Annotated in this window: 12 protein-coding genes; 7 read left to right on the forward strand and 5 right to left on the reverse strand. The window is 44.3% G+C overall.

The window, feature by feature from the left end; translation table 11 throughout:
• Position 1: 1 nt before the first annotated feature.
• A complete protein-coding gene (locus AC6I8U_RS19035) occupies positions 2-1,630 on the forward strand; it encodes a BatD family protein (protein WP_498019306.1) in 1,629 nt (542 codons plus the stop codon).
• 59 nt (positions 1,631-1,689) lie between these two features.
• Here the strand turns inward: AC6I8U_RS19035 and AC6I8U_RS19040 are convergent, their stop codons facing one another.
• Positions 1,690-2,733, reverse strand: a complete 1,044-nt coding sequence (locus AC6I8U_RS19040; protein ID WP_498019307.1) for a porin — start codon at positions 2,731-2,733, stop codon at positions 1,690-1,692.
• A gap of 443 nt (positions 2,734-3,176) precedes the next feature.
• Positions 3,177-4,253: a porin gene (locus AC6I8U_RS19045; protein WP_498019308.1), complete on the reverse strand. Its 1,077-nt coding sequence runs from the start codon at positions 4,251-4,253 to the stop codon at positions 3,177-3,179.
• 660 nt (positions 4,254-4,913) lie between these two features.
• Here AC6I8U_RS19045 and AC6I8U_RS19050 point away from each other — a divergent pair.
• The 3 genes from AC6I8U_RS19050 to AC6I8U_RS19060 all read left to right on the forward strand — a co-directional run bounded on the left by AC6I8U_RS19050 (position 4,914) and on the right by AC6I8U_RS19060 (position 8,554).
• Positions 4,914-5,960, forward strand: coding sequence for a porin (locus AC6I8U_RS19050; RefSeq protein WP_498019309.1), 1,047 nt, complete (start codon positions 4,914-4,916; stop codon positions 5,958-5,960).
• 221 nt (positions 5,961-6,181) lie between these two features.
• Positions 6,182-7,237 carry a porin gene (locus AC6I8U_RS19055; protein ID WP_498019310.1) on the forward strand — a complete coding sequence of 352 codons (1,056 nt, stop codon included), beginning with the start codon at positions 6,182-6,184 and terminating at the stop codon, positions 7,235-7,237.
• Between the two features lie 291 nt (positions 7,238-7,528).
• Complete coding sequence (locus AC6I8U_RS19060; protein ID WP_498019311.1) at positions 7,529-8,554, forward strand: porin; 1,026 nt, start codon at positions 7,529-7,531, stop codon at positions 8,552-8,554.
• 387 nt (positions 8,555-8,941) lie between these two features.
• Here the strand turns inward: AC6I8U_RS19060 and AC6I8U_RS19065 are convergent, their stop codons facing one another.
• Both AC6I8U_RS19065 and yfcC read right to left on the reverse strand, forming a co-directional pair.
• The gene (locus AC6I8U_RS19065) at positions 8,942-9,931 is read right to left on the reverse strand and encodes a succinylglutamate desuccinylase/aspartoacylase family protein (RefSeq protein WP_498019312.1); all 990 of its coding nucleotides are present in this window, start codon (positions 9,929-9,931) and stop codon (positions 8,942-8,944) included.
• A 72-nt stretch (positions 9,932-10,003) separates the two neighbouring features.
• On the reverse strand, positions 10,004-11,479 hold the full coding sequence (yfcC, locus tag AC6I8U_RS19070) for a putative basic amino acid antiporter YfcC (RefSeq protein WP_498019601.1): 1,476 nt from the start codon (positions 11,477-11,479) through the stop codon (positions 10,004-10,006).
• A gap of 280 nt (positions 11,480-11,759) precedes the next feature.
• Here yfcC and AC6I8U_RS19075 point away from each other — a divergent pair, with 280 nt between their 5' ends.
• Together AC6I8U_RS19075 and AC6I8U_RS19080 are read left to right on the forward strand one after the other, a co-directional pair.
• Entirely contained in the window at positions 11,760-12,641 is an 882-nt protein-coding gene (locus tag AC6I8U_RS19075) for a DMT family transporter (RefSeq protein WP_498019313.1), read from the forward strand.
• An 80-nt stretch (positions 12,642-12,721) separates the two neighbouring features.
• Positions 12,722-13,339 (forward strand): glutaredoxin family protein, encoded by a 618-nt coding sequence (locus tag AC6I8U_RS19080; RefSeq protein WP_234496346.1) that lies wholly within the window; start codon positions 12,722-12,724, stop codon positions 13,337-13,339.
• A gap of 58 nt (positions 13,340-13,397) precedes the next feature.
• Here the strand turns inward: AC6I8U_RS19080 and AC6I8U_RS19085 are convergent, their stop codons facing one another.
• On the reverse strand, positions 13,398-13,532 hold the full coding sequence (locus AC6I8U_RS19085) for a hypothetical protein (protein WP_128649903.1): 135 nt from the start codon (positions 13,530-13,532) through the stop codon (positions 13,398-13,400).
• Positions 13,533-13,959: 427 nt separating this feature from the next.
• Here AC6I8U_RS19085 and AC6I8U_RS19090 point away from each other — a divergent pair, with 427 nt between their 5' ends.
• A complete protein-coding gene (locus AC6I8U_RS19090; RefSeq protein ID WP_394149232.1) occupies positions 13,960-14,628 on the forward strand; it encodes a response regulator in 669 nt (222 codons plus the stop codon).
• The last annotated feature ends 6 nt before the right edge of the window (positions 14,629-14,634 follow it).

A 14,634-nucleotide genomic window follows, 5' to 3' on the forward strand; every position in this document is an offset into this window, starting at 1 on the left:
AATGAAATCAAGATTATCTTTCATTAAACCATTAATCGTCATCTTAACGATTCTAACAAGCTATAACGCGCTTGCGCTCAATGTCTCCGCGAGCGTGACCAAAACGAATGTCAGTAAAGACGAAGTCATTCAGTTAAAGATCATGGCGGACGAAAAACTCGATGGCAGTAAAGTAAATTTCGACGTATTGAGTGACGACTTCTTTATGGGGCGACCAAACTTCAGCTCTTCGGTCAACATTCTCAATGGCACCAGAACGGATAGCAGCATCTGGACTATCGCTATTGCGCCACAGCGACTCGGGAAAATCGTCATACCTAGTTTCGATGTTGATGGTGTCAAGACCTCTCCGATCACGCTGAATGTCACTATGGATGAACATACGCCTACGACCGACGATCTCATCGAAGTTCGCACGCAGCTCAGTAAATCTGAGCTCTATCCGAAAGAGAGCACCATTCTTGATACCCGTATCATAGTAAAGGTCGACCCAAGGTTGTTACAAAACCCATCGCTAAGTGATCCAATCGCAACAGGACTAAACATTGAGCCTATCGCTGAACCGAAGCAATACCAAGCGGTGATGGATGGTGTAGAAGTGTTAATCGTTGATCAAAGCTACCGTGTCACTGCGAAAGAGAGCGGCGATTTTACTATCACGGCTCCAACTCTGCGTGGTGGAGTGTTGTATGGAAACAACCGCAATGGCAGCACCAAGATCTTAAGCCTTGATGGTAAAGCGCCTCAGGTTTCGATTAGCGTGCTGCCGATTCCTGACGACTACAACGGTATTTGGTTACCTACGGCCTCGCTGACCGCTGAGCAATCCTGGACACTGGATAATGGAGAGGAGTTAACGTCTAAGTCCGTTACTCTTCAAACAGGCGATGCTCTGACTCGCACCATTTCGGTAACCGCACAAGGGGTATCTCAAGAGCAAATGCCCGCTCTTAGCATCACCAATCCGCGTGCATTTCGAGTGTATCCAGAAAAACCAAGCTTTATCAGCAACCCTGACGGCTCCGTTACCATGACAATGAAGCAGGTGTTAATCGCCAAATCGGTCGATAAAGTCAAACTACCTTCGCTTGATATCCAATGGTGGAACACAAAAGAGAAGAAAGCCGATACAACAACGCTAGCTGGCCTTGAAGTCGATATCGAGCAAGGAGAAGGCTCTGTTCCAGCACTTCCTTCAACCAGTGCTGTTGTGCCCCCTACTCCTCAAACGATCACAGATGCCGGCATCTGGCCAACACTGACGGCGTTGTTCGCGGCGCTTTGGCTAGCATTTGTTTTTCTTTGGTATAGAGAACGAAGTCGCGCTCCCAAAACAGCATCTAAAGAGGCTTTTTCTACAGGGAAGAACCGTAATGCGGCAGAGAAAGACCAGTTTATTCAAGCAATAAAATCCGGCGACCCAATTTGGGCTCAATCTTGCTTTGAGCATTGGCGAAAGCAAGAGCGCCTTCCAGAAGACTTCGTTACTTTTGCTCAAAGTGAATTAAACAGGATGAGCGAGAGCTCACTAGGTCATTCCAGCGGTGCTTGGGACAATAAACAGTTAATTGAACGGACTGAAAAGCTAAAACTAACAAGTGACGAGGCTGACGCCTTGGCAAGACTCTAACTTACTGAAACAGAAAAGGCGCTCCATTGGAGCGCCTTTTTAATCATCAACCTAAGCGATTATAGGTAGAAACGAGTACCAATGATGAACTGGTGATCTTTCGCTTTCATGTACTTGCCTTCACCTTGGTTATCGTAGTTGTAACCTGTGTATGCACGTAGGCGAGGAGAGATTGTGTACTCAGCTTGAACAGACGTACCAGACTTAACGCGTAGGTTCGCTTCGTCATCGTTCATCTCTTCGTGCTTAAGGATTAGGTTTAGACCGAAATCTAGACCGTAAGCAAGGATAGAGTCGAATGCTTTAGTGCTATCAATTAGCTGGTTGTCAAAAGAGTTCATGTGCTTGTTGTCAGCATAGGTTGCTGCAACGTATAGACCAGAACCGAAGTTACCGTATTTAGCAGACACTAACGCAGATTCAGCAGTTTTTTGCTTGCCTTGTTTCTTATCGATAATATTGCCAGAGTTGAATGCAGCGTTTACGTTGAAGCCAGTGATGTTGTAGCCAGCAGCAACTTGTGCGCGGTTTTGAGTCGTTAACCACTCTTGACCTGCAGAGTCTTTTTGCTCGTTATAACCTTGCCAGCCACCACCGATGTATAGTGAACCTGCATCTTCAAAATCAATTGTGTTTGAGTATGCTGCCATTTTTTCAGCACGTGCAGTACCGAAGAAACCGTGGTTGTCGTATAGGAACTCGTTTGACCACCCGATTGGAGTATCAACTACACCCGCAGCCATGTAGTAAGGAGACCACTGTGTACCAGCAGCTAGACGACCGTATGTGTCGTGACCAAGGCCGATGTAGCCCAGACGAGTCTTGAACGAGTTTTCGCCGCCTTCTAGCATGTTTAGTTGCCATTCACCTTTGAAATCAGCCTTGAAGCCGTTACCTAGGTCTTGGATAACTTCTAGATTGATACGTGGAGACTTCTCTTCAACAGCTGCATCTTTGTTCTTACCGTTTGCACTTGTTAGACCAACAGTTACGTGACCGCCGATGTTCATCTGCGTGCCTTCTTTATTGTATAGCTCTAGTGCGTTAGCTTGAGTACCGATTGCTGTAGCTGTAACTGCTACTGCTAGTAGTGTTTTGTTCATAATGACTTCCATATGACGGTTTCATACTTAAGCGCTTCTTTCTATCCATAAGAGCGAGAAGCAAAACTCAAGTAATAGGGTGTTAATCGCACTACCTGAATGCCTGCATTGACAGAACACTCACTACAAGTGCATGAAAAACATGTGTTTGCGATATGGAATTACTTTAAACGGGAAGTTCCGCGATGTGACGTTAAATGAAATTAAGAATTACAAAGACAAAAAGAAGGCATAGTTACTACTTTCATTTCAACAAGATAGCCAACAGAGCTTTAAGAAAAACAGAGCAAACCTCATCTTTTGTAAGATATTTTTACCTTTTGTGCATTTTTTCTACAAATACAATAAAAGGAAGCTATTCACCCCAACAATAAACCTAAACTTCAGGCAAAAAAACCCGCTCATAAGAGCGGGTTTCAAAATGTCAGGTTAGACGCTTTCCATTATAGGAAGAAACGAACACCAGCCATCCATACGTTGTCACGAGTGTTGTCGTTCTTGAATTCGCCTGTACCTTCTAGGTCGAACTCATAACCAGCGTATGCACGTAGACGAGAAGTTACGTCGTACTCAGCTTGGATAGCAGTAGTAGCGTAGATAGTTTCGCCGTTGTAGCCAGCACCGAAAGTATCGCCGTCGTTCTTAACTGCTTCGTAGTTGATGCTTAGGTTTAGGCTGTTAGATAGGCCATAAGCTAGGATAGCTTCGTACGCCTTAGTATCTTTAAGCTGAATACCTTCGTAGCTGTTCATGTAATCGTTCATTGCATAAACACCAGCTACGTATAGGCCTTTACCGTAAGTACCGTAGTTAGCAGAGATTAGGTGAGATTGAGCTTTGTCATCGATGTTTTGTGCTGTTGATGAAATATCGCCACCAGTGTACGCATAGTTAACACCGAAGCCTGCAATTTCGTAACCTAGAGCGATTTGACCACGTTGACCAAGGTTGTACTTAGCAATAGAGTTGTCGTTCTCATCTTTGTTATCGATGTCGTTAGAACCCTGCCAACCTAGACCTACAAATAGTGAGCCAGCGTTATCAAAGTCGAAACCGTTTGTGTATGCAACCATTGCGTCAGCACGGCCAGTACCTAGGGCACCGTGGTTGTCATATAGGAAGTCGTTCGCGAAAGCGATTGGAAGATCCGCTACGCCCGCAGCAGCGTAGTATGGAGACCACTGTGTACCAGCAGCTACGCGACCGAACTCATCGTGACCAACACCGATGTAACCAAGACGAGTAGTGAAAGAGTTAGCGCCACCGTCAAGAAGGTTTGTTTGGAACTCAGCTTTAGTATCAGCAGTCCAGCCGTTACCTAGGTCTTGAGTTGCTTCGATGTTGATACGTGGAGAAACAGAGTTTACACCACCAGCTGTTGACTCAGAGTCACCTAGACCAACTGTGAAGTGACCGCCTACAGAGAAAGTAGAACCGTCTTGGTTGTATAGCTCAACTGCTTGTGCAGTTGTACCGAATGCTGCAGCTGCCACTGCTAGTGCGATAAATTTTTTGTTCATTGGGATTTCCATATTTCAAGTTTTTGTGTCATCGAAATCAATGACATCACGTTCACTAAGCGGTTACGTACACAGACATAACACCTATGCATGCAACCCACTGGTGTGTAACGCTGGATTAACATGACGAGAGTCACTTTAACCTCAAAGTTCCCAAAGACTTCATAAAAAGACGTAAAACATTAAAAACAGTGTTTTCTATTTCAATAAAACAAATAAATTCAGCTACATACAATAAATATAAATTTCATAAACAGTTCTAAAACATCGTTTATGTTGAGTGAAATTGAGATCTTTTGGGGTTTTTATGGTGCTTTTTACCGATTTACCGTTCAAAAAAACAGCCAGCACTAGTTTCGTTACTCGTTGTTTTTTCTATCAATTGGAAATGCAGTCTATGGAGGTGCAGTGAAGATTTTGGATGAAACCGTTGTGGTTATTGAGCTGCACCGTCAGTTATATGAGTTACAGATCTGCCAATGAGTTGGGCAATATATGAGCATTCGATCACAAAATTACAGTTTGGACGGAACTTTACACCAAACGAAGAGGAAACATTCAGAACCCGTTCTATTCTTCAATTAGATCATTCGTAGGTGGTATACGAGCGATCTCGCAGTGGAAACATTGCAGTGGTTAAAATAATTAAAGGATAAAATTATGAAAATGGCAGCCATCGCTACGGCGATTACAACAGCACTCGTCTCTGGTTCAGCACTTGCAGCAGAGGTATACAATTCAGACGGTACTTCTCTAAGCGTAGGTGGTCGAGCGGAATTCCGTGGCGACTTCCAGGGTACTGCAGATGGTGACGAGCTAGGTGGCACAATGAATAATGCATCACGTTTTCGTTTGAACGTAGGTGGTGAGACTCAGATTACAAGTGATTTGAAAGGTATTGGGTTTTACGAGGCAGAGCAAACTGTCGGTAACGGAGTAGGTAACGGAAAAGACGATCGAAAAACTGGCAACACTGAATTCCAACAGCGTTACATGTACGCAGGTTTAGTAACTGGAGGCAATACAGTCTCTTTCGGTAAACAAGATGCTGCGACAGTTCAGATTTCACAGATGTCTGATACGATCTCTACCCACAGTGGTATTCAGAAAACATACATTGCTGCTGGTGATGAGCAAATTAACAACGCTATCAACTACGCGGGTTACTTTATGGATGCACTGTCGGTGAAAGCAAGTTTATTAGCCGCAAACGAAGCAGATCAAGATGGATATGCACTTTCTGCAATTTATAACACACCGATTGGTTTAGGTATTGGCCTTGGTTATGCGGCGAATGATAACGCAGGTACAAAACAAGACGGTAAACAGTTCCTCGGTGGTTTAAACTACCGCTTAGACGGTCTATACCTTGGTTTAACATACACTCAAGGCGAAGGTTCCAAGAAAGCAACAGGCAACAACGACTTCAACAGTATCGAATTCGTTGGTCAATATAGATTCCAAAACAACTTTGAGGTTGTTGTTGGTTATCAAAAAGGTGAAATTGACCCAGAAGGTGGTTCTAAGTACAACGTGAGTGACTATGCTGAGTTGACTGGTATTTACTACTTCAACAGTGCAATTCGCGCGTATGCCACTTATAAGTTCAACAACCTTAAAGCAGACGATGAGCAAACAACGAATGTTGATGGCGTTTTCCAAGATGCAGACAACTCACTACGTCTAGGTCTACGTTACGATTTCTAACCTATCAATCGATTCAATATACAAAGGGCGAATATATTCGCCCTTTTTTACCTCTAGAAACACTTATATACATTTAACTTTTGAAAAAGTTCAATTAAATCAGAATGTAATATAAATCACATTTATCTGTCACATTTAAATCATACCTTATCCGCATCCCAAGGAAGACGTGATGTCGCTTCAAAGCATCATGTTATTCAATACTTATAAAGGTAATTAAAATGAAAAAGGCAGTTCTAGCGAGCGCAGTATTTGCAGCTATGATTTCGGGTTCAGCTCTAGCGGCTGAAGTTTACAATGCAGATGGTACATCACTAAAAATTGGCGGCCGTGCAGAGTTCCGTGGTGATTTCATCGGCAGCAATGGCGATGAGATTGAAGGCACGATGAAGAACAACTCTCGAGTTCGTCTTAACATTGGTGGTGAGACTCAAATCTCTGATAACTTAACTGGTTTTGGTTTTTATGAAGCTGAGCAAACTGTGAAGTCTAGTTCAGGCAAAGAAGGTAGCGCTGGAAAAAACACACAACGTTACATGTTTGCAGGAATTGGCACTCAGTTTGGTGATTTTTCTTTTGGTAAACAAGACACGGCTGGTGTTCAAATTTCACAAATGTCTGATGATGGCCAAATCTGGACTGGTGCTCAGAAGACATTTATCGCAGCTGGTGACGAGCAAGCGAACAACGCTATTGCTTACTCAAACGTATTTGCGGATGTGTTCTCACTGAAAGCGAGTGTTATTGCTTCTGATGAGAAAAATGAGAACGGTTATGGTATTTCTGGTATCTACGCTACGCCATTTGGCTTAGATATTGGTCTAGGTTACGCGCAAAATGATTTCAACGAGATAGTAATTGGTGGTGTCGACGCACTTGACCCAGGCAAAGCAGACCAGATCATTGGTGGTCTTAGCTACTCAATTGCAAGCCTGACGGTTGGTGGTACATACACTCAAGGTGCTTACAAGTTCGACAACGTATCTAACGTACCGTTCTCTGGTAACGTAGATTTCTCTGGTGTTGAACTTTCTGGTACTTACAAGTTTGACAATGGTTTCCGAATCATGGCAGCTTACCAGAAGCAAGAGCTTAAAGACACTGGTGACGGCAGCAAACTAGTTCTAAATGACTTCGCTGAACTGACTGGTCAATACCACTTCAACAAGTCTCTACGTACGTACCTATCGTACAAACTTGACAACCGCAAAGCAGAAGATGCGGGTGTTGAGAAAGTAGAAGATACAGTACGCCTAGGCCTACGCTACGACTTCTAATTTGAAGTAAAAAAATTCCATATTTCATAAAGCAAGGCTAGAGAGAAATCTCTAGCCTTTTTCATTCCCCACCCCCAAAACATTAACGCGGCAAACACCAATCCACCCTAAATGCCTTTTAATTATTGATGTTTACAAACGAGACCTTCTAGCTTAACCCTATAAAAACATTATCAAAAATATATTTACTCCTTAATCAAACTGAAATATTACCTTCACAATCCCCCCCCTTACCTTAGCCATCGACTTTGAGGCATGAACCTCATTTATGATAACTAAGGTGTTTACACAATGAAAAAAGCAGCATTAGCGAGTGCAGTAGTATCAGCGTTGATGTCAGGTATCGTTTGCGCAGCAGAAGTTTACAGCAATGATGGTACTTCTCTAGAGGTTGGTGGTCGTATGGAGTTTCGTGGTGACTTTGGCGGGGCAGATGACGGCACTAAGATAGACGGTACAATGAAAAACAAGAGCCGTGCACGTCTAAGCATCCAAGGTAAGACTCAGATTAGCGACAACCTAACTGGTTTCGGTAAGTATGAAGCAGAACACGGCGTTCCAGATTCAGCAGGTAAAGACAACAAGTCTGATTTTAAACAGCGCTACATGTTCGCAGGTCTTGGCACTCAATATGGTGCTGTATCATTCGGTAAGCAAGATACGGCCGGCGTTATCATTTCTCAAATGTCTGACAATGGTCAAATCTACACAGGCATTCAAAAAGAGTTCATCAACGCGGGTAACGAGCAAGTCAACAACACTGTGAAGTACTCTGCTGAGTTCACGGATGCCCTGACTATCGAAGCATCTGCAATCCTAGCGTCTGGCAAAAACGAAGATGGTGCGGGTATCGCAGCGAAATACCAAATGCCGTTTGGTCTGTCTGTCGGTCTTGGCTATGCACAAAATGGAAATGGTCAAACAAACGGTATCGACGAAGGCAACGCAAAACAAACAATTGCAGGCCTAGGCTACAACATCGGCGGACTAGAGCTTGGCGCTACCTATACTCAAGGTAAGCTAGATGACAAGAAAGGTACTGACTTTAAAGGTGCTGAGCTTTCAGCAGCTTACAAAATCACAGGCGGCTTCTCGGTTCTTGCGGCTTACCAGAACACAGAAAAAGACTCCGTTGACGCAAACAGCGGCAAAGAAAAAACCAATTTCTATGAGCTGACTGGTCAATACAAGTTCAACAGCAACCTACGCACTTACCTTGCATTTAAACTGAACAACCTTAAGAAAGGCGAATCAAGTAAACTTACTGCGGTGGATGCTGAAGATTCAATGCGTCTAGGTGTTCGCTACGATTTCTAATCGCTTGTAAACATAGCTATTCAACCACTGCCAACTTGTTAAGTAGCTTCGTATTTAAAGGCTGAGTCATTGACTCAGCCTTCCCCATCTTAGTGCAATTGCACCACTTCTACTGAATCCTTCCCTACCATTCAATCTTCAAAATTTAATATTAACCCTATATTTCAGTAACTTAAATTAAATCCAATTATTGGCACGAGTACTGCTTTAGTAGTAGGGACAAATGCTGGCAGCATTTGCACTTATCGGTCTCGGTGTCTGTTGAGTTGTTTTTTTAGAGGGAGAAGATAACGCAGTAGATGCTATCTAGGCAGAAGAGGCTTAATAAGTGGTCACTATTTTGCCTCCCCTTATGCTAATACGGGGGAGGCTTTTTTTATCCCGTTTTTATCGGATTAGGCGAACAACCAGCGCACCCGGATCTCTCAAACTATCAACGTTATAGCTCAGAACCGTACCTGCATGCGGAGCATGATAGCTATATATCTGCATACCAAACGCGTCAAACTGTTTCGCAAGCAACTCCCCTTCTTCAACAGACTGTAGCAAGCTTACTTCTGGGATGACAAATCCACCTTGACGAGCTCTTACCGTGGTAATGCTCTGCCCTTCCAGCTGACATGGTTCAACCACTTTGACTGCTCCATCGAGCATTTCATTATTGATGAGAATTTGCTGAACACCGGTTACCGTGCGTTCAATCAACTCTGGCTGGGTAATTTTTCCCATCCCAACTTCAATAGTGATACTTGGAATGCCCGAGCTGTTCCATACCGTCTCAAGCACGCCAGCATCACCGGGATCATTCAAGATCACATCGGGCTCAATGAGACGAGCCATCTCAAGAGCCTTGTCCAATCGAAAGTCTGCAAACACATACAGCGGATAGGTTGATCCTCGAGTTTGCGTATGCAAATCCACAGCAAAATCAGCATTAGGCTTGAGTAAAAGATTCCAAAGGCGATAAAGATAGCGGTTTGCCGCATCGCCCTCTTCGTTACCAGGGAAGAAGCGGTTCAAGTTGGCTGGTGATGCGTCTGGATCCGATGAGATAAAGTCGCGACTGTGATTCAAAATCCCAGGGATGTTGACCGATGGAACGATCGTCACCACACCTGCACTCACTTTATTCTCAAGCGTTCGCGCGAGTTTGTGAGCCGTCAATATGCCGTTAAGCTCATCACCATGTACACCTGCCGTAATCATGACTTTAGGGCCCGGCTTGTCAGCTTTGATTGTTATCACTGGCAATTGGATATTCACGCCCATCGCGTTCGTTGAGGCTTGGAACCAAAATCGGTGAACGCCCGCAGCGAGTGAATCGACGTCAAGTGCAGTAATCGTAGAGTACTCTGATTGAAGTTGTTGTTGAGTCATTGAATTGCCTATAAAAATAAAGCGGGACTATGCCCGCTTTTAGTATCAATCAAGTTTGTATTGTGTTCGATGTTACGCGAATCCTGCGAGGTGCGCGCCAATAACCACAAAACTTGCCAAAACGAATAGCAGCAGTATAAAGCGCCAGCAGAATTTTGCCCAGTCACCCCAATCGATACGGCAGACACCGAGTGTCGCCATAAGCGACGCCGAGGTTGGTACGATAACGTTAGTGAAGCCATCACCTAACTGGAACGCCAGCACTGCTACTTGGCGCGTTACGCCTGCGATGTCAGCAAGTGGGGCTAGCAACGGCATCGTCAAGGCTGCCTGACCAGAGCCTGAGGTCACAAAGAAGTTAAAAATTGATTGGAAAGCGAACATTAGCCACGCAGCAGCGACATCAGGAAGACCACTGATCATGCCACCAGCGCTGTTTAGAATTGAATTCAATACGCTCGATTCATCCGTTGTACCGCCACCGAGAATCAGCAAGACACCCTTGGCACAGCCAACCAATAAAGCAGGCGCTAGCATGATAGACGCACCTTCTTTAAATGCATCAGCCATGTCGTTTAGTGTCATACCATTAAGGCGGAAAATCACACCAATAAGCCCGGCAACAAAGCCCATAGTGAAGAACTGAGACGCGATTTCTGGAATATACCACGCGTGAGCCACTACACCCCAGACTACCCAGATAGTCGTTACAACGACAGTGGACAGAACTAAAGTGTCACCTAGGTTCCAACGAGATTCCTGTACTGTATCAGTTTGCTTTCTAAAATAACCATCCGTTCGGTGGCTGTAAGATAGCTGTGGATTCGCTTTAACGCGAGAGGCGTAAATCATGGTGAAGGCAATACCGATAATCGTAAACGCAGCCCACATCACCATGCGCATTGTCATACCTGATAGCACTGGGATGCCAGCGATACCTTGAGCGACGGCTACTGAGAATGGGTTCATCCACGAAGTAGCAAAACCGATTTGGGTCGCTACGTAGGTGACCATTACCGTGGTAATGCCATCATAGCCAAGCCTAACCATTAATGGCGCTATGATAATGGCGAAAGCAACCGCTTCTTCACCCATACCAAATACCGCACCACCGAGCGAGAACAAACTGAACAAAACTGGAATAAACAGCGCTTCGCTGCCTTTAGTTTTGTCGATAAGTCTTAGGATACCGTTATCAATAGTACCAGTGCGCATTACAATGCCAAATGCACCACCAATAACCAGCATGAACATAATGACACCAATCGCTGAACCCCACTTAGAGCCAGAAACTAGGCCTTCAAACGCGAAGTTCATAAGACCAATGCCGCCACCTGATGCAAACAAACCTACTGACTTGTATACCAGGTCGCCATTTTCATCGGTTGCATACTCAAAAGAGTGCGGATCGATTACCGTACGAGACTTCTCTGCACCATCCACCAAGTAGGTCACTTCTTGACTGTCGAAATGACCAGCTGGAATAAAATAGGTCAACAACGTTGCTAGGATGCCAACGATAAAGATTAGGATAAGAGTATCCGGCATCTGCCAGGTTTTGGTTCCTGACGACGCGCTTGAATGCGCTTCAGTGTGAGTGTTCATAATTATGTTTTAGTTAAGCATAAAATTTGGCATAAATATGCTTTAACCAGCATAAAAAATCAATAAGCAACTGACTAGCATTTGAACATTTGGAGGATAAATTGATCTAAAGCAGCGAATATCAGTGTGTACTTCAACTGAGTACCTCAGCTCGCTCGCTTGGTGGTGTTAAACATTCGTAGTAACATGCGCAAAAACTAAGAATGCAATCTAAAGCCAACCTATGAGTTCAAACCACCAACCTATTCGCGGAGCAGTATGGATGCTAGCGGCTGGGGCGTCATTCGCTCTTGTAAATAACATTGCGCAAGTGGTCAGTATTAATCATCAAATGCCGTCTACTATGGTCGCACTGATTCAGTACGCAATAGCGCTCGTCGTAATACTGCCTTACCTCAGCTCGCTTGGGTTAAGACATTCACTAAAGACACAACATTTCTCTAAACACCTTTTTCGAGTCTTTCTCTCTGTCATTGGTATTCAGCTATGGATGTGGGCGCTTGCCTATCCCGTGCCTATTTGGCAAGGAATCGCCTTGCTAATGACATCACCTTTATTTGCAACCCTCGGTTCAGGGCTATTGCTTAAAGAGAATGTTGGTCCTGCTCGCTGGCTAGCCACTTTGTTTGGCTTTGTCGGAGCCATGATCATACTCGAGCCTTGGGCGGATGATTTTAGCTGGGCAACTTTGCTGCCAGTCGGTGCTGCTTTCTTTTGGGCGTGCTACTCTTTGATGGTGAAACACTTGTCTTCGGAAGATTCACCTTCAACCATGGTGGTCTACCTACTGCTTTTGATCACGCCATTTAACTTATTTCTAGCCGTACCCGAGTGGTCTTTGCCTAGCTCAGCTTGGGTATGGGCGCTTTTAATAGGCGCAGGTGCGCTCACAGCGTTGGCACAGTGGGCAATTGTAAAAGCCTACTCCGTCGCTGATGCTTCATTCGTACAACCATTTGACCATGCTAAACTGCCTATGAATGTGCTCGCTGGATGGATTGTATTTGGCTGGGCACCACCGGGACGCCTCTGGTTGGGTGCCGCAATCATTATTGCTTCGGTCGCGTTCATTACCCATTGGGAAACGTCTAAACGAGCAAAGTAAAAAATATTTTGCTCTGAATGAAATGAAAACCCGTAACCAAGGTTCTACTCTATAAATGGAAGAATTAAGAGGCGAATAACATGGCACAACCAATCAAACTCACTCTATATCGTTGGGCAGGCAGTTGGGGACCATTCAAGGTAAACATTCCTTGTGGTGAATGTACGCTCACAAAAGACATCCTAACGGATACCTTTGCTAACGAGCTGGACGGTATTCCTATTGAGCTTGAAGTGAAAGATTGGCTGTCTCACTGGTGGGAACCTCTTAAAGCAGGATCATGGCACGCTCCAATACTGATGGTTGAAGGTAAAGTCGTCAGTCAGGGAGAAGCCTTAAACCGCGGTGTTCTCGTGCAGTCTGTGATTCAGGAGTGGACCAAGCGCGATACCTTACAAGGTAACATTGTCTATGGGAAAGCGACCTGCCCTTATTGCGTGAAAGCCAAGAAGATGCTTGATGAAGCAGGTATCCCATACACCTATTCCGATGTCGTCAAAGACAGTGCCGCTCTGTATCGTATGATTCCTGAGGTGAAAGCACATATTGGCTTGAAGACGCCAGTGACAGTACCGCAGATCTGGTTGGAAGGGGAATATATTGGTGGTGCCGACAATTTAGAGAAGTGGTTGAAGGATCGAAGCCACGCTCAAACACCAGACAATGTTGTCGATTTTGGCGAGAAGAATGCTTCTTAACGCTTTGAAGATACAAACAAAAAGCCCGCAGTATTAATTGCGGGCTTTTTTGAATCCATTACTTTGCCAATTTCTTCATCATTCGCTTAACGAACGACTTTTTCTTTGGCGTCGGCTTTCCATACATCATGTCATCGATCATTTTCTTTGCTGCTAGTTGACCAATATACGCAGAACCTAGTTCATAACTCATGATTGTTTCCCGATTAAAATGTAATTAAATTTCATCTGATTGTAATTTTATACCTAACCAAGAAAAAAACAAGACTCAAATCACACTTTTTTGTGGTTATCTTTCAAAAATAGTTCCCACCCCAACGCGTATCTTGATAGCTCTGGACCTAATTCTGTCAATCAATCTTTCAACTCATCACGATAGAAAACTGGAATTGTCGTCAACCAACATTCTGATCTTTAATACCCTAAAGAGGATTCTGACACTATTCCATTTTGGAATTTCCGTCTTTCCACACTTTCAACCGAATGTTTCCTATACTTCGGGCACAGATAATTTGAGCCTTGAATTAATTGAGTCAGTGATATGACGCTTACAAGCAATGTGGATGCGCCCTTCTAGTCGCTCATTTTTTGTTATTCACTTGTTTTGCAAGGTTAAGTTAATGCTCTATCCAAACAGCAAAGATTGTCTCATCGTTGATAACTACCCAATCGTTAGGGAGTCTATCGCTAAGATTGTCACCAGTATCGATGACATGAACTTAGTGCACCAAACTGCCAGCATTCAGACTGCTCTGAGTCTGGTTAAAACGGGTAATATCGAACTGATCATTCTAGATGTGAACCTAGCGGAGGCTGACGGGTTTGAACTTATGCGTCGTGCCTATGCTGCTGGCTATAAGGGAAAAGCCATATTCGTGTCTAGTTACGGCTACCCGGTATATTCCGAAACCGCTTACAAACTGGGTGCTAACGGCTACATTAGTAAATCAGAAGATACGGCGCTCATTCGCGATGCGATAGCAGGCGTTATGCGTGGCTACAATCTGTTTAAAACAGATTACAAGCAGCGCAGCCGTAATATTGTGTTGTCACAACGTGAAACTGTGGTGTTTAACTACCTCAAAAAAGGTTACACCAATAAACAGATCTCTGAGTTTCTATCATTGAGTGCGAAAACCATCAGTACTTATAAATCACGTATTCTCGACAAGTACGAAGCGAACTCAATTGTAGAGTTATTACATACTCAAGATGTGGTTCAAACGCAGCCTGACGCGCCTATTGCTAACTTGGCCCCCATGGTTGAAGCGCCAGTCGCCATGGTCTAGTGTTAG

This window comes from Vibrio sp. KUL80 (assembly GCF_059725495.1).